12 protein-coding genes are annotated in these 15843 nt (G+C 61.8%); all 12 read left to right on the top strand.

Features of this window, described 5'->3' with window-relative positions; translation table 11 throughout:
• Positions 1–378 precede the first annotated feature (378 nt).
• Positions 379–1965: a glycogen synthase GlgA gene (glgA, locus tag H8F23_RS15855; protein WP_194934967.1), complete on the top strand. Its 1587-nt coding sequence runs from the start codon at positions 379–381 to the stop codon at positions 1963–1965.
• Positions 1966–1983: 18 nt separating this feature from the next.
• Positions 1984–3786, top strand: a complete 1803-nt coding sequence (gene treZ / locus H8F23_RS15850; RefSeq protein WP_194934966.1) for a malto-oligosyltrehalose trehalohydrolase — start codon at positions 1984–1986, stop codon at positions 3784–3786.
• On the top strand, positions 3783–5861 hold the full coding sequence (malQ, locus tag H8F23_RS15845; protein ID WP_194934965.1) for a 4-alpha-glucanotransferase: 2079 nt from the start codon (positions 3783–3785) through the stop codon (positions 5859–5861). The genes treZ and malQ overlap by 4 nt, the downstream gene beginning before the upstream one ends.
• On the top strand, positions 5858–8626 hold the full coding sequence (locus tag H8F23_RS15840) for a malto-oligosyltrehalose synthase (protein WP_194934964.1): 2769 nt from the start codon (positions 5858–5860) through the stop codon (positions 8624–8626). The genes malQ and H8F23_RS15840 overlap by 4 nt, the downstream gene beginning before the upstream one ends.
• Positions 8627–8653: 27 nt before the next feature.
• Positions 8654–8968 (top strand): DUF2934 domain-containing protein, encoded by a 315-nt coding sequence (locus tag H8F23_RS15835; protein WP_194934963.1) that lies wholly within the window; start codon positions 8654–8656, stop codon positions 8966–8968.
• A 223-nt stretch (positions 8969–9191) separates the two neighbouring features.
• Positions 9192–11351, top strand: coding sequence for a glycogen debranching protein GlgX (glgX, locus tag H8F23_RS15830; protein WP_095126261.1), 2160 nt, complete (start codon positions 9192–9194; stop codon positions 11349–11351).
• Position 11352: 1 nt separating this feature from the next.
• Entirely contained in the window at positions 11353–12351 is a 999-nt protein-coding gene (locus H8F23_RS15825; RefSeq protein ID WP_194934962.1) for an acyl-CoA dehydrogenase family protein, read from the top strand.
• Positions 12348–13106, top strand: a complete 759-nt coding sequence (locus tag H8F23_RS15820) for a PIG-L deacetylase family protein (protein WP_194934961.1) — start codon at positions 12348–12350, stop codon at positions 13104–13106. Before H8F23_RS15825 ends, H8F23_RS15820 begins: the two co-directional genes overlap by 4 nt.
• The gene (locus H8F23_RS15815) at positions 13103–13702 is read left to right on the top strand and encodes an SAM-dependent methyltransferase (protein ID WP_194934960.1); all 600 of its coding nucleotides are present in this window, start codon (positions 13103–13105) and stop codon (positions 13700–13702) included. The genes H8F23_RS15820 and H8F23_RS15815 overlap by 4 nt, the downstream gene beginning before the upstream one ends.
• Positions 13699–14385 carry a glycosyltransferase gene (locus H8F23_RS15810; RefSeq protein WP_194934959.1) on the top strand — a complete coding sequence of 229 codons (687 nt, stop codon included), beginning with the start codon at positions 13699–13701 and terminating at the stop codon, positions 14383–14385. Before H8F23_RS15815 ends, H8F23_RS15810 begins: the two co-directional genes overlap by 4 nt.
• A gap of 156 nt (positions 14386–14541) precedes the next feature.
• Positions 14542–15300 carry a PIG-L deacetylase family protein gene (locus tag H8F23_RS15805; RefSeq protein ID WP_093433571.1) on the top strand — a complete coding sequence of 253 codons (759 nt, stop codon included), beginning with the start codon at positions 14542–14544 and terminating at the stop codon, positions 15298–15300.
• A gap of 357 nt (positions 15301–15657) precedes the next feature.
• Positions 15658–15843 (top strand): hypothetical protein (locus H8F23_RS15800; protein WP_194935172.1); only part of this gene is annotated, 186 nt, incomplete at its 3' end.

Raw genomic sequence — 15843 nt, 5'->3', positions numbered from 1 at the left:
AGAAAAACCTGCACTTCGTCGGTGCGTTTCCCCCTCAAAAGGACGGTCGGCGTGGCTTGCCAACCGATTGTCGAACAATTTACCCATTTGCTCCGCCCCGCTCTAGGATCTGGCCTAGACTGACTTTCGCGGGGTAAAACCGACCGGTCACATCGCGGAAAAAAAGTCGAAACTTTTGCGCGCGGCGGCTGGTCATCTGAAAGACAGGGCCATAGCGACTGGTGCAATCCTTGCAACGGCCCGTTCACCCATTCTGCTTGCGCGTGTTGGGTAGCGTTTGCTCACCGATGCGTGGCGCGTTTGCGCCCGGCCACAGGACTTGGCCATGGACATCGCTTGTTCAAGACAAGAATCAGATCAACGAGACGGGAGATTCATATGATCAGTGCGGCATTGGAAATTCAGGGAGAGCGTGCTCAGCAGGCGGTTGGTGAATCGAGCACCATCAGTGTTCCTGGCAGCCGACAGATCAACATCCCCGGCACCAAAACACTGACTCCGGTAGCGAGTCAGAACCCTAACAAGAAAAAAGTGTTGTTCGTTACCTCGGAAATCGCCGATCTGGTCAAGACCGGTGGTCTGGGTGACGTCTCCGCTGCCCTGCCCCGGGCCATGGCCCATCTGCACGACGTGCGCGTGTTGATCCCCGGTTACCCGCAGGTGATGCACAGCGAAAATCCGATCCACATCATCGGCGAACTGGGCGGCCACGCAGCGCTGCCGCCGTGCAAGATCGGGCGCATGGACATGCCGGACGGTCTGGTCATCTACGTGCTGATCTGCCCCGAACTCTATGAGCGCGAAGGTTCGCCCTACGGCGCCAACAACGGCCGCGACTGGCCGGATAACCACATTCGCTTTGCCCGTCTCGGTCTGGCTGCCGCCGACATCGCCGCTAACCTCGCGCAAATTCACTGGTGCCCGGATCTGGTGCACGCCCATGACTGGCCGGCCGGTCTCGCGCCTGCCTATATGCACTGGCGCGGGCAGCGTACGCCCACCCTGTTCACCATTCACAACCTCGCCTATCAAGGCGTGACCAGCCTGGGTTCCTGCCCGGAGCTGGGGATTCCAGCCCATGCCCTGCAACAGGAAGGCATGGAGTTCTACGGCAAGATGTCGTTCCTCAAGGCTGGCATGGCGTATTCGAGTCATATCACCACGGTCAGCGCCACTTACGCGCAGGAAATCACCACCCCGGATTTCGGCTGTGGCCTCGACGGCTTTCTGGCCGCCAAGACTCAGCAAGGCTTGCTCAGCGGTATCCCCAACGGCATCGATGAAAGCTGGGATGCTGCCACCGATCCGCACCTGTTTGCACCGTTTGCCATTGGTGACTGGGACGGCAAAGCGGTCAACGCCGCGCACGTGCGTGAGCTGTTCGGCCTCAACGATTCCAGCGGACCGCTGTTCGCTGTGGTGTCGCGCCTGGTCTACCAGAAAGGTCTGGACCTGACGATAGCGGTATCCGAATACATCGTGCAGAACGGTGGCCAGATCGCAATCATCGGTCGCGGCGAGCCGGAAGAAGAACAAGCCATGCGCGAACTGGCGCTGCGCTTTCCAGGGCAGATCGGTGTGCGCATCGGCTTCAACGAAACCGACGCCCGACGCATGTTTGCCGGCAGCGATTTCCTGCTGATGCCTTCGCGTTATGAGCCTTGCGGTTTGAGCCAGATGTACGCCCAGCGTTTCGGCTCGCTGCCAGTCGCACGCAATACCGGCGGTCTGGCCGACACCATTGAAAACGGCGTCACCGGTTTCCTCTTCGATGAGTCCACCGCTGAAAGCTATCAAGAGGCCCTGAGCCGCGCATTCAAGGTATTCGCCTTCCCCGAACTGCTCAACGCCATGCGTTGCCGGGCAATGGCTGCGCCGTTCAACTGGTGCAAAGCGGTTGAACCGTACGCCGAACTCTACGAACAACTGGTCGCCAAGGCGCTGGGTAAAGCTCACCACAAATAACCAGGGAGGTTCACCACGATGCCGTTACGGTCTACTGAAACCTGGCCCCACGGCGCGATCATGCTGGACGCCGAACACACGCAATTTGCGCTATGGGCGCCGGATGCGTTTTACGTGAGTGTCGAACTCGAAAACGGTCAGTCGCTGCCGATGCTGTCTCAGGCAGACGGCTGGTTTGTGATCAAGGCCCGCTGTCCGGCGGGCACCCGCTACCGCTACAACATCGACGGCGAACTGGAGGTGCCCGACCCGGCCTCCAGAGCCCAGGATGGCGAACTCGACCGCCACAGCGTGGTGGTCGATCCTCTGGCTTATCAATGGCGACACACGGCCTGGCACGGTCGGCCATGGAGCGAAGCGGTGATCTACGAGTTGCACGTCGGTGCGCTCGGTGGTTTCGCGGAAGTCGAACAACATCTGGCGCGCATTGCAGGCCTGGGCATCACCGCCATCGAACTGATGCCGCTGGCGCAGTTCCCTGGCGAACGCAATTGGGGCTACGACGGTGTTTTGCCCTACGCCCCGCAAGCCTCCTACGGCACGCCGGAACAACTCAAACACCTGATCGACAGCGCCCACAGCCACGGTCTAGCGGTAATTCTCGACGTGGTCTACAACCACTTCGGCCCGGACGGCAATTACCTGCACCGTTACGCCAAAGGCTTCTTTCGCGAAGACAAGCACACGCCGTGGGGCGCGGCGATCGATTTTCGTCGCAGCGAAGTGCGCGAGTTCTTCATCGAAAACGCGCTGATGTGGCTGCTCGAATACCGTTTCGACGGCCTGCGCCTCGACGCCGTGCATGCCATTGAGGATCCGGATTTTCTCAGCGAAATGGCCCGACGCATCCGCGCGCAGATCGACCCCAGTCGGCATGTCTGGCTGACCGTGGAAAACGAACTCAACCAGTCGAGCCTGCTGGAATACGACTACAACGCGCAGTGGAACGACGACGGCCATAACGCCCTGCACGTTCTGCTCACTGGCGAAACTGACGCGTATTACGCCGACTACGCGGCACAACCCACCGAACAATTGGTGCGTTGCCTCAGTCAGGGTTTTGTTTTCCAGGGCCACATCACCCGCCATGGCGAACCACGCGGCGAACCCAGCGAACACCTGCCCTCCACGGCGTTTGTGCTGTTCCTGCAAAACCACGATCAGATCGGCAACCGTGCGTTCGGCGAGCGCCTGCATCACCTCGCCGATCCGCGTGCCGTGCAGGCAGCGACCGTGTTGTTACTGCTGTCGCCGATGATTCCGCTGATGTTCATGGGCGATGAGTTCGCCGCCGAACAACCGTTCCTGTTTTTCACCAGTCACCACGGCGAACTTGCCAAGTTGGTGCGTGAGGGCCGCCGCAATGAATTCGCCGCGTTCAGTGCCTTCACCGATCCGCACAAACGCGAACAGATTCCCGACCCGAACGCCGAAAAAACCTTCCACGCCTCACAGCCCAGGCTGATCGGCAATGGCAGCGTGAAACAGCAGGAAACCCTCGCGCTGTACCAGAAGCTGCTGCAATTTCGCCATCAATACATCATTCCCCATCTGTCCGGCACGCAAGCGCTCGGCGCCCATATGCTCGGTTATGGCGCGGTCAGTGCGCGCTGGCGTCTGGGCAATGGCAGCGAGCTGCGAATTGACCTGAACCTCAGCGACACGCCAGTGGTCAACCCTCCACAGACCGAGGCCGTATGGTTGTTTCAACAGCCATCCAGCGTCGATCTATCGGAATCGGGCGAACTGCCCGCGTATTGCGCGCTTGTCAGCCTCACGGCCGCAACCCCTTTGCAACCTCTGGATGGAGAGCGCCTATGAGCGATGCGCAACTGGAAATACTTGCAAGCCGCGCCGGCCTTGCCGTCGACTGGATCGACGCCAACGGCCGTCCGCAAAAAGTCGCCCCGGCGGTGCTGCGCAATGTTCTGATCGGACTCGGCCACCCCGCCAGCACCGCGCAGGAAATCGACGCCAGCCTGCTTGAACTGCAAGCTGCCCAACAAGACCGGCACTTGCCGCCGCTACTCACTAGCGATGTCGGCGTCGGGCTTGATCTGGGTCGGTATTTCGCCCCGCAAACCCCGTGCGAAATCCACCTTGAAGACGGCTCGCGGCTGAACCTGAAACTGGACTCTGAAGCGGTACTGCCGGGACTGATTCCGGTCGGCTATCAACAGGTGCACATCGGCGATCAATATTTCACCTTGGCCGTGGCCCCCGAGCGTTGCTTCAGTGTCGGCGATGCGGTGGATAATCCGATTCCCCGTGTTTGGGGTCTGAGTGCGCAACTGTATTCGCTGCGCCGCCCCGGCGATGGCGGTTTCGGTGACACCCAAGCGTTGGAGGATCTGGTCCGCGTGGCCGGTGAACGCGGCGCCGATGCGCTGGCGATCAGCCCATTGCACGCCATGTTCAGCGCCGATACCGGGCGCTACAGCCCTTATTCGCCGTCCAGTCGCTTGTTCCTCAATCCCCTGTACGCCGCCCCCGGCGCAATTCTTGGTGAGCGCGCTTTGCGCGATGCGATCGACGCGACCGGCCTGGCCGAGCAGTTTGCCCAACTCGAAGACCTGACCCTGATCGACTGGCCAAGCGCCGCCGACGCCAAGCAAAAACTCCTGCAAGCCTTGTATGAGGGTTTCGTCGCCGGTGACCACCCGCTGCACCCGGACTTCGCCAGTTTCCGCCATGCCGGTGGTGAAGCACTGGAAAACCATTGCCGCTTCGAAGCCATTCAGGAAATGCGCGCCGCCCGTGGTGAAAACCTCGACTGGCGACAATGGCCGGAACACTGGCACGACCCACGCGGCGCAGCGCTCGAAGCGTTTGCCGAAGAATATGCCGAGCGCATCGGCTACTTCGCTTTTTGCCAATGGCTGATCCACCGTTGCCTGGAGCGCGCGCAAACCGCTGCACGCAGCGCCGGCATGGGCATTGGCCTGATCGCCGATCTCGCGGTGGGTGCCGATGGCGCCGGTAGCCAGGCCTGGAGTTTCCAGGATGAATTGCTCGCCTCGCTGACCGTGGGTGCGCCGCCGGACATTCTCAATCGCTCGGGCCAGGGCTGGGGCATTTCCGCATTCTCGCCGGAAGGCCTGATTCGCAATGGTTTCCGTGCCTTCATCGACATGCTGCGTGCCAACTTCGCCCACGCCGGTGGTTTGCGCATCGACCATGTCATGGGCCTGCAACGATTGTGGGTGATCCCCAACGGCGCGGCGCCGGCCGATGGCGCGTACCTGTATTACCCGGTCGATGACTTGCTGCGATTGCTGACCCTCGAATCCCATCGGCACCAGGCCATCGTCCTCGGTGAAGACCTCGGCACGGTGCCCGATGGCCTGCGTGAAAAGCTCATCGCCCGCTCCATGCTCGGCATGCGCGTGCTGCTGTTCGAGCAGGACAACACCTTTTTCAAACCGATTCTCGACTGGCCGGACAACGCCTTGGCAACCACCAGCACCCACGATCTGCCAACGCTCAACGGCTGGTGGCATGGTCGTGATATCGACTGGAACGCACGCTTGGGGTTCGTCGATGCCAATGGTGAAATCGAATGGCGTCATCACCGCCAGCGTGAGCGCGAAGGCCTGCGCAACGCGTTGAGCCAGGACCCGCAAAACTTTCGCGAGGAATCCCACGAGGCCGATCAAGTGGTCGATGCCGCCGTACGCTTCCTTGGCCACACCCGCGCGCCGTTGGTGCTGTTGCCGCTGGAAGATGCGCTGGGCATCAATGAACAGGCGAATCTGCCCGGCACCATCGACACTCATCCGAACTGGTCACGGCGCTTGCCCGGCACCAGTGAGGCGCTGCTCGATGGCGCGGATGCGGCGCGACGTCTGGAATTACTGGCGTGCGCGCGTCTTCAGGCTGCCGAGCGTGACCAATGAATCAAGCGCTTATCCAGCCCCTGCGCGCGACCTTGCGTCTGCAATTTCATAAAGGTTTCACCCTCGAACACGCGGTGCCATTGGTGCCGTACTTCGCCCGGCTCGGCATCAGCCATATTTATGCCTCGCCGCTGCTCGCAGCGCGGGCCGGTTCGATGCACGGCTACGATGTGGTCGACCCGACCCGGGTCAACCCGGAACTTGGCGGCGAGCCGGCATTACGGCGCTTGGTCAGCACCCTGCGCGAACATCACATGGGCCTGATCCTCGACATCGTTTCCAACCACATGGCAGTCGGTGGCAGCGACAACCCGTGGTGGCTTGATCTGCTGGAATGGGGGCGGCTGAGTCCTTATGGCGAGTTCTTCGACATTCAATGGCATTCGCCGGACCCACTGATGGAAGGCCAGTTGCTGCTGCCGTTCCTCGGCAGCGATTACGGCGTGGCCCTGCAGGAAGGCACGCTGAAACTGCACTTCAATGCGCAGACCGGCAGTTTCCATGTCGAGCACTACGACCATCACTTCCCGGTGTGCCCGAATGATTACCCTGAGCTGCTGAAATCCTCGGATGCGCTGAAGCCGTTGGCCGATCGCTTCGGTGCCCTCAGCTATCAGACCGATGCCCATTCACTGGCGATGCCGCTGAAAGAACAACTGCGGCAACAGGCGACTGATCCGCAGATCCTCGAAGCGATCCAGAACAACCTGCAGCACTACGACTCGACCACCGAAGAAGGCTTCCACAAACTGCATGAGTTGCTCGAACGTCAAAGCTATCGCCTGGCGAGTTGGCGCACGGCGGCTGACGACATCAACTGGCGGCGCTTTTTCGACATCAACGAACTCGGCGGGCTGCGTGTCGAGCGCCCGGCAGTGTTCGAAGCCACCCACGGCAAGATCTTCCAGTTGATTGCCGAAGGGCTGGTCGATGGTTTGCGCATCGACCACATCGACGGTCTCGCCGACCCGCGCGGTTACTGCCGCAAACTGCGGCGCCGGGTTGACCTGCTGGCACCGGGCAGACATTTGCCGATCTACGTCGAGAAGATCCTCGGCGCCGGCGAAACCCTGCACCGCGACTGGGCGGTGGATGGCACCACCGGTTATGAATTCATGAATCAGCTGTCGCTGCTGCAACACGACCCCGATGGCGAACACGTGCTCGGCGACCTCTGGCAACGGCGTAGCGAACGCCCGGCCGCGTTCATCGAAGAAGCACAACTGGCGCGTCAGCAGATCCTCAACGGCTCGCTCGCCAGCGATTGCGAAAGCGTTGCCCAGGCCCTGCTGCAAGTCGCCCGCGATGACCTGATGACCCGCGACCTGACCCTCGGGGCGATCCGCCGAGTGTTGCAGGCGTTGATCGTGCACTTCCCGGTGTATCGCACGTACATCAGCGCCATGGGCCGCTCCGCGCAGGATGAAAAATTCTTCCAGCAGGCCATGGACGGTGCGCGACAGAGCCTCGGCGAAGGCGACTGGCCGGTGCTCGACTGCGTTGCCGCCTGGCTTGGCGGTACGCCGTGGCGGCGTAAACCGCGCGGGCGTTCGCGCAAGATTCTCAAGCATGCCTGCGTACGCTTTCAGCAACTGACCTCACCGGCAGCCGCTAAAGCCGTGGAAGACACCGCGCTGTATCGCTCCGCTGTGCTGCTGTCGCGCAATGACGTCGGCTACAACACCGAACAGTTCAGCGCTCCGCTCAGCGACTTTCATGCGGTCAATCAACAACGGCTGAGTGAATTCCCCGACAACTTGCTGGCCACCGCGACCCACGATCACAAACGTGGCGAAGACACCCGCGCACGTCTGGCCGTACTCAGTGAGCGCAGCCATTGGTACGCCGAGCAGATCGAGTTGTGGCGCGCCCTCGCTCGCCCGGTGCGGGTGGATGATCAGATGCCATCGAGCGGCGATGAGCTGATTCTCTATCAAGCGTTGCTGGGCAGTTGGCCGCTGCAACTGCGTGACGACGACCAGGCGGGTTTCGCCGATTACGCAGAGCGCATCTGGCAATGGCAGCAGAAAGCCCTGCGTGAAGCCAAGCTGCAAAGCAGTTGGAGCGCGCCGAGCGAAAGCTATGAAAACGCCGCGCAAGCGTTCACCGAAAAACTTCTCACCGGTGAGGAAGGCGAGCTGCTGCGCGCCGCGCTGAGCAAGACCGTCAACAGCATCGCCGCCGCCGGCGCGCTGAATGGCTTGGCGCAAACCTTGCTGCGCATGACCGTGCCGGGGGTGCCGGACCTGTATCAGGGCAATGAGTTCTGGGACTTCAGCCTGGTCGATCCGGACAACCGCCGGCCGGTGGATTACGCCGCTCGCGAACACGCTTTGCAGGAGTCATTGCCACCTGTGGAGTTGCTGGCGAATTGGCGTGACGGGCGCATCAAGCAAGCCTTGATCGCCCAAGTGCTGAAGCTGCGCGTCGAACATGCCGAGCTGTTCCGCCAGGGCAGCTACCAGGCCCTGGAAGTGCTCGGCAGTCAGGCGCACAACGTGCTCGCGTTTGCCCGTGAGCACGAGGGGAAGCAGGCCATCGTGATCGTGCCGGTCCGTTGCGCGACCCTGCTGGAAAACGGTGCTGTACCTCAGGTCGATGCGCTGCGCTGGGGCGATACGCGGGTGGTTTTACCGTTCGCCGCCTCTGCGACAAACCTGAAGGGACTTTTTTCAAGCAGCGCAGTCACAAAAAACAGGGAGCTGAATATCAGCGACGCGCTGGGGGATGTCCCGGTCAATCTCTTTATCCAACACTTAACGTAAGCATGAGTTCAGTTCAGGAGCATTGCGATGAGTACCGACGATAAACGCATCCGCGAATTCGCCTATCAAATCTGGGAATCGGAAGGTAAGCCCGAGGGGCATGAAGAACGCCACTGGGAAATGGCGCGCAAGCTCGCCGAAGCGGAAGCGCTGGCGCCGAAGAAACCGCCGAAAGCCACCGGCAGCAAACCGGCGGGCAAGGCAGCCGAGGCCAAGGCCCCGGCCGCCAAGCCGAAACCACCGGCCAAAGCCAAGCCGGCCAGCGCCGCAAAAGTGGTTCCCCCAGGCGAAAAGCCTGCCGAGAAAAAGCCTCGGGCGCCGAAGAAGCCTTCGGCAATCTGACGCTAAACGGATTATTGAACTGAATGACTGTGTGGCGGGTTCGCTCGCCACCGAGGGCCCACTCGCCCTGAAGAACCCACCAATCCCCTGTAGGAGTGAGCCTGCTCGCGATAGCGATCTGACATTCAACATCGATGTCACCTGATAGACCGCTATCGCGAGCAGGCTCACTCCTACAGGGGGATGTGTAAGCCCAGAAATTACCCGTTTTGCAGGAGCAATCATGACCCGTCCAAAGAATGCCGAGCCCACCGCGCACGCCGAGCCGTCGAGAATCCGTGAAGGCCTGCCCTTCCCGCTCGGTGCGACCTGGGATGGTCTGGGGGTGAACTTTGCCCTGTTTTCCGCCAACGCCACCAAGGTCGAACTGTGCATCTTCGACGATGCCGGCGAAGTCGAACTCGAACGCATCGAACTGCCGGAATACACCGATGAGATCTACCACGGCTACCTGCCCGATGCGCACCCGGGGCTGATCTACGGCTACCGTGTCTACGGTCCGTACGACCCGGCCAACGGTCACCGCTTCAACCACAACAAATTGCTCATCGACCCGTACGCCAAGCAGTTGGTCGGCCAACTCAAATGGTCGGAAGCGCTGTTCGGCTACACCATCGGCCACCCCGACGCCGACCTCAGTTTCGACGAGCGCGACAGCGCACCGTTTGTGCCCAAGTGCAAAGTCATCGACCCGGCGCACACCTGGGGCAATGACCATCGCGTCAGCGTGCCGTGGGACAAGACCATCATTTATGAAACCCACGTGCGCGGCATCAGCATGCGTCACCCGTCGGTACCGGAGAACGTACGCGGCACCTTTGCCGGGCTGATGGTCGACGACGTGCTCGAACACATTCGCAAGCTCGGCGTGTCTACCGTCGAATTGCTGCCGATTCATGCCTTCGTCAATGACCAGCATCTGCTGCACAAAGGCATGACCAATTACTGGGGTTACAACAGCATCGCGTTCTTCGCCCCGGACCCGCGCTACCTGGCCAGCGGCAAGATTGCCGAATTCAAGGAGATGGTCGCGCACCTGCATGAAGCCAACCTCGAAGTGATCCTCGACGTGGTCTACAACCACACCGCAGAAGGCAACGAGCAAGGCCCGACCCTGTCGATGCGCGGCATCGACAACGCCTCGTACTATCGCTTGATGCCCGACGACAAGCGCTACTACATCAATGATTCCGGCACCGGCAACACCCTCGACCTCAGTCACCCGTGCGTGCTGCAAATGGTCACCGACTCGCTGCGTTACTGGGCCAGCGAGATGCACGTCGACGGTTTCCGTTTCGACCTGGCGACGATTCTCGGCCGCTATCACGATGGTTTCGACGAGCGTCACAGCTTTCTTGTCGCCTGCCGCCAGGACCCGGTGCTGCGCCAGGTGAAGATGATCGCTGAACCGTGGGACTGCGGCCCCGGCGGCTATCAGGTGGGCAACTTCCCGCCGGGCTGGGTCGAGTGGAATGACAAATTCCGCGACACCGTGCGCGCGTTCTGGAAAGGCGACGACGGCCAGGTTGCCGATTTCGCCAGCCGCATGACTGCCTCCGGTGAGATGTTCAACCAGCGCGGGCGGCGGCCGTACTCGTCGGTGAACTTCATCACCGCCCACGACGGTTTCACTCTCAACGACCTGGTCTCGTACAACGACAAGCACAACGAAGCCAACGACGAAAACAATCAGGATGGCAGCAACAACAACCTGTCGTGGAACCACGGCGTCGAAGGCCCGACCGACGATCCTGAAATCAATGCCCTGCGCCATCGGCAGATGCGCAATTTCTTCGCCACCCTGCTGCTTGCCCAAGGCACGCCGATGATCGTCGCCGGTGATGAGTTCGCCCGCACTCAGGACGGCAACAACAACGCCTATTGCCAGGACAGCGAGATCGGCTGGGTCAACTGGGACCTGAGCGAGGACGGCAAGGCATTGCTGAAATTCGTCAAACGCCTGATCAAGCTGCGCCTGGCCTATCCGATCCTGCGTCGCGGCCGCTTCCTGGTTGGCGAATACAACGAGGACATCGGCGTCAAGGACATCACCTGGCTGGCGCCGGATGCCACCGAGATGACCACCGAACATTGGCACGATGCGCACAACCGCTGCCTGGGCATGTTGCTCGACGGGCGTGCGCAGGAAACCGGGATTCGCCGCAAAGGTGCGGATGCGACCTTGCTGCTGGTGGTCAACGCCCATCATGACATCGTCAATTTCACCTTGCCGGAGGTACCGGAAGGCAGCTTCTGGACCTGCATGATCGACACCAATCAGCCGTCGATCCGTGGTCAGGAACGCTTCGATTTCGGCCACGAATACTCGGTCACCGGGCGCTCGCTGCTGCTGTTCGAACTGCAACGTGATGAAGAAGATTGATATGGATCTGCACAGTTATCTCGCCCGACGCCCGGCGGATTATCCGCACACCGCAGCCCTCGGCCATTGCCTGCGGGCGCTGGTCGAGGCCGGGCTGGATCGCCTGCCGCTACCGGGCAGTGGCCACACGCTGGAGCGTTTTCAGTGTTTGGCGGAGGTCGGCGGACATGATCTGGGCTTGTGCAAACTGTTCGAAGGCCACACCGACGCACTGGCGATCATCGAGCAATTGGGCGGTACGCCGACACCGGGCAGCACTTGGGGCATGTGGGCAGCGGAACCGCCGCAAGCGCGGGTCAAGGTCAGTCCGGCCGGGCACATGGTCGCGCTGCACGGACGCAAGGCGTGGTGCTCCGGCGCCGCCGTGCTCAGCCACGCCTTGCTCACCGCCTGGGATGGCGACGATCAGCAGCAACTGGTCGCCGTCGCCCTCGACCAACCGGGCGTCACCGTCACCGAGCAAGGCTGGCAAGCGGTGGGCATGGCGGCTACTGGCAGCGTCGAGGTGCTGTTCGACGGCGCCGAAGCGCAGGCCATCGGCAATCCCGGCGACTATCTGCAACGCCCGGGCTTCTGGCAGGGCGGGATTGGTATTGCCGCGTGCTGGTACGGCGCCGCACGGCAAATCGCCGACGCGTTGCGCACCCAGTGTGAGCAACGCCCGGAACCGCACGCCCTCGCCCATCTCGGCGCGGTGGACAGTGCGCTGCAAGCAGCGGCGGATGTGCTGCGCTTCAGCGCCTTGCACATCGATGCCCATCCCGAGGACAACGCCGAATTGCTCGCCCGTCGTGCCCGCGCGGCGGTCGAGCAGTCGGCCGAACAGGTCATGCGTGAGGTCGGCCGCGCGCTCGGCGCCGGGCCGTTTTGCAAGGATCGGCAGTTTGCCCGGCTCAGCGCTGATCTGCCGGTGTTTCTGCGCCAGAGTCATGCCGAACGGGATCTGGCCGCGCTCGGGCAATTGGTGGCTGGGCAATCCGCGGAGGCATGGGCCTTATGAAAACCAATCCGATTGTCGGCCAGGGCACGAGCCTGCACCAATGGCAGGCTTCGCGGCACCTGGCGGAGCTGGACAGCATCGACATCCTCAGTCTGGTGCCTCCGGGCGCGCGGGCGGTGATTATCGCGCCGCACCCGGACGACGAAGTGCTCGGTTGTGGCGGTTTGCTGCAGTTGCTCGCCGAGGCTGGTCGGCCTTTGCAACTGATGTCGGTCACCGACGGCAGCGCCAGTCATCCCGGTTCCAGTCGCTGGCCGGTGGAACGTCTGAGCGTGGTGCGCCCACAGGAATCCGCCGAAGCCCTGCGCCGACTCGGTCTGCCGATGCATCGCGTGAAGTGGCTGCGCGGTGGTTTCACCGACACCCAGGTGGCGGCTCAGGAAGCGGAGCTGGTCGATTTCATCGCGCGTCATCTGCGTCCCGACGACGTGCTCTTTACCACGTGGAGCGAGGACGGACATTGCGACCACGAAGCCGTTGGCCGCGCCAGTGCCGAGGCTGCCCGTCGCGTCGGTGCGACTTGCCATGAACTGCCGGTGTGGACCTGGCACTGGGCAACTCCGGAAGACGCCTTCGTACCGTGGCAACGCGCGCGCAAGATTCTCCTGACGCCGGCGCAAGTCGCGCGCAAACGCCACGCGGTGCACGCTTTCGCCAGTCAACTGGAAGGCGATCCGGACGCCGGACTCGGTCCGGTACTGGCGCCCTATGTGCTCGATCGCCTGCTGCAACCTTTCGAAGTGGTGTTTCTATGAGTGTCGAAGATCGCTATTTCGACGGTTTGTTCGCCGGCAACGACGACCCGTGGGCGTTCCGTGAGCGCTGGTACGAGCAGCGCAAACGCGCGATCACCCTCGCCGCCCTGCCGCGTCCGCACTACCGGGCAATCTTCGAACCGGGTTGCGCCAACGGCGAGTTGAGCGCCGAACTGGCCGCGCGTTGCGATCGGTTGTTGTGCTGTGACACGGCCAATGCGGCAGTGACTCTGGCGCGCACGCGGTTGAGCCTGTTCGATCACGCCGAAGTACGGCAAAAGCGTCTTCCCGGCGACTGGCCGGAGGAAAAATTCGACCTGATCGTATTTAGCGAGATCGGCTACTACCTGGATAGTCAGGATCTGACAGAAGTGATCCGTCGAGCCAGTGATTGCCTGACTGCCGACGGCCAGTTCCTCGCCTGTCACTGGCGTCCGCCCATTGACGGCTGCCCGCTGAATGCGCGGCAGGTTCACGACCTGATTCATGAAAAACTGCATCTGCCCCGCCTGGTCTTGCATCAGGAAGCGGACTTCATCCTTGAGGTGTGGAGCCGCGAACCGCGCTCGGTGGCCGCACTGGAGGGCTTGCGATGATCGGCATTCTGATCCCGGCGCACAATGAGGAAGACCTGCTCGACGACTGCCTCAACGCGGCCGTGCGCGCCAGCCGCCACGGATTGCTGGCCGGCGAAAAGGTTGAGGTGTTGGTGGTGCTCGACAGTTGCACCGACCGCTCGGCGCAGATCGTCAGTCGCTATCCGGTGCTGAGCCTGCACATCGACGCACGCAATGTTGGCCAGGCCCGGGCGGCCGGCGCGCAGCTATTGCTGGAGCGCGGAGCGCGCTGGATCTCCTGTTCGGATGCCGACAGCCGCGTGGCCGACGACTGGCTGGTGGCGCAACTGGGGTTGGGCGCGGACGCGGTATGCGGTACCGTCACGGTCGAACGCTGGCACGAGTCGTTCGATGAAGCCGCGCAAATCCGCTATCACCGGGATTACCGGGCCTGCGATGGCCATCGGCATATCCACGGTGCCAATCTGGGCATCAGCGCCGACGCCTATCGCTGGGCCGGCGGCTTTAAACCGTTGGCCTGCGACGAAGATGTGCAGTTGGTGCGGGAACTGGAACGGGACGGTGCCAACATCGCCTGGAGTCATCGCCCGCAAGTGCTGACCAGCGCACGCTTCGACAGCCGTGCGCGCGGTGGCTTTGGTGACTATCTGCGACACCTGGCACAGATGGAGCAAAAAAAAGCGGATCAGATTGATCTGTGACGCGACGAACTTCGCTTCATGAGCAATACTCTGCTGCGCGGCAATCCAGGGTTCGGAGCGTCGCTGGGCAATCAACCAGCCTTCACGGGTCGGCGGCGTCTGGCAATCACCGCCAAACGCACGACTGAGGGCGAAACAACACAAGGACGTCACACCATGAAACCGTTAACCCTCAGCGACAGCAGTTCGTCGGCGCAAATCTGGAACAGCGCCCCGCAACTGGACAACATCCCGGTCATCAATACTTTAAGTCTGGTACCCGCCGGCGCCCGCGCCGTGGTCATCGCGCCGCATCCGGGCGATGAAGTGGTCACCTGTGGCGGTCTGCTGCAATTACTCTCCAGCCTCGGTCATCCGTTGCAATTGCTCTCGATCACCGATGGCAGCGCAAGCCACCCGGGTTCACGGCAATGGTCGGAAAAACGCCTGAGCGTGTTCCGCCCGCAGGAAAGCGTCGAGGCCCTGCGCCGTCTCGGCTTGCCGATGCACAGCCTGAAATGGGTGCGCGGCGGTTTCACTGACAACGCTCTGTGCGAACAGCAAGCGCAAGTGACCGAATTCATCAGCCGCTACCTGCGCCCAGGCGATGTAGTGTTCAGCACCTGGCGCGGCGATGGCAACGACGACCATGAAGCGGTGGGTCGGGCCAGCGCACAGGCAGCGGAACAAGCCGGGGCGACCTTCCACGACGTACCGGTCTGGGCCTGGCACTGGCCCGAGCGCGACCAGCAACTGATCCCTTGGGAACGTGCGCGCAAACTGCGCCTCGACACCTGGACGGTGGCGCGCAAGAGCCACGCCACCCATGCTTACGCCAGTCAGCTAAAGGGTGAGCCGGCGATTGGTATTGCGCCGATGCTGCCACCGGTGATTCTCGAAAGAATGCGCTTGCCCTACGAAATCGTGTTTGTCTGAACTCAACGAGTTCAGGGAGTACATCTCGCAATACCTATGGGCTTGTTAATGAAGGCGCCAGCATCTTCAGCGTGAAGGCTGACTGACATCCTGCTGGCGCGGGTGCATTTCTCGCAGTCCACCACCAAAAATTCGTGCCTGCCCTCTTAAGCCGTTCGTCGGTTTTCAGTGCGCACCTGTCAGATCTGACAGGTGCGCTAACCCATAAACACAGGTTCAATCACTCCATCACCTGACCGGAGTGCATTGCAGTGTTCGTCACCTACCCGAAGCCTGAATCCACCTGATTCTCGCTGAATTCGACTGCACCGGTCGTCATCACAAAACGCCTGAATTCTCTTCAAGAGGACTTGCCTGATGCCTTCTCACAAACGTTTCCGCTTCCCTCCCCTGACGGAAGGCAATAACACACTGGCGCTGCGTCCCCTGCTGATTCCGGGGATGGTCGAGCCGGTGCAAGATGGCGATGGCGGGATCAGCATCAAGGTCGCCACCAATGACCCCGACGGCGTGCTGTGCGTCATCAATCCTTATCTGCCTACC

It is taken from the genome of Pseudomonas neuropathica (genome assembly GCF_015461835.1).
Lineage (GTDB): Bacteria > Pseudomonadota > Gammaproteobacteria > Pseudomonadales > Pseudomonadaceae > Aquipseudomonas > Aquipseudomonas neuropathica.
This window is presented reverse-complemented; position numbering and strand designations above follow the sequence as displayed.

Bases quoted from the DNA above. Each gene is read 5' to 3' on its own strand.
- H8F23_RS15815 (WP_194934960.1), top strand. From the start codon at position 13,103: ATGAGTGTCGAAGATCGCTATTTCGACGGTTTGTTCGCCGGCAACGAC.
- H8F23_RS15805 (WP_093433571.1), top strand. From the start codon at position 14,542: ATGAAACCGTTAACCCTCAGCGACAGCAGTTCGTCGGCGCAAATCTGG.
- H8F23_RS15810 (WP_194934959.1), top strand. From the start codon at position 13,699: ATGATCGGCATTCTGATCCCGGCGCACAATGAGGAAGACCTGCTCGAC.
- H8F23_RS15820 (WP_194934961.1), top strand. From the start codon at position 12,348: ATGAAAACCAATCCGATTGTCGGCCAGGGCACGAGCCTGCACCAATGG.
- H8F23_RS15835 (WP_194934963.1), top strand. From the start codon at position 8,654: ATGAGTACCGACGATAAACGCATCCGCGAATTCGCCTATCAAATCTGG.
- H8F23_RS15825 (WP_194934962.1), top strand. From the start codon at position 11,353: ATGGATCTGCACAGTTATCTCGCCCGACGCCCGGCGGATTATCCGCAC.
- treZ (WP_194934966.1), top strand. From the start codon at position 1,984: ATGCCGTTACGGTCTACTGAAACCTGGCCCCACGGCGCGATCATGCTG.
- glgX (WP_095126261.1), top strand. From the start codon at position 9,192: ATGACCCGTCCAAAGAATGCCGAGCCCACCGCGCACGCCGAGCCGTCG.
- H8F23_RS15840 (WP_194934964.1), top strand. From the start codon at position 5,858: ATGAATCAAGCGCTTATCCAGCCCCTGCGCGCGACCTTGCGTCTGCAA.
- malQ (WP_194934965.1), top strand. From the start codon at position 3,783: ATGAGCGATGCGCAACTGGAAATACTTGCAAGCCGCGCCGGCCTTGCC.
- glgA (WP_194934967.1), top strand. From the start codon at position 379: ATGATCAGTGCGGCATTGGAAATTCAGGGAGAGCGTGCTCAGCAGGCG.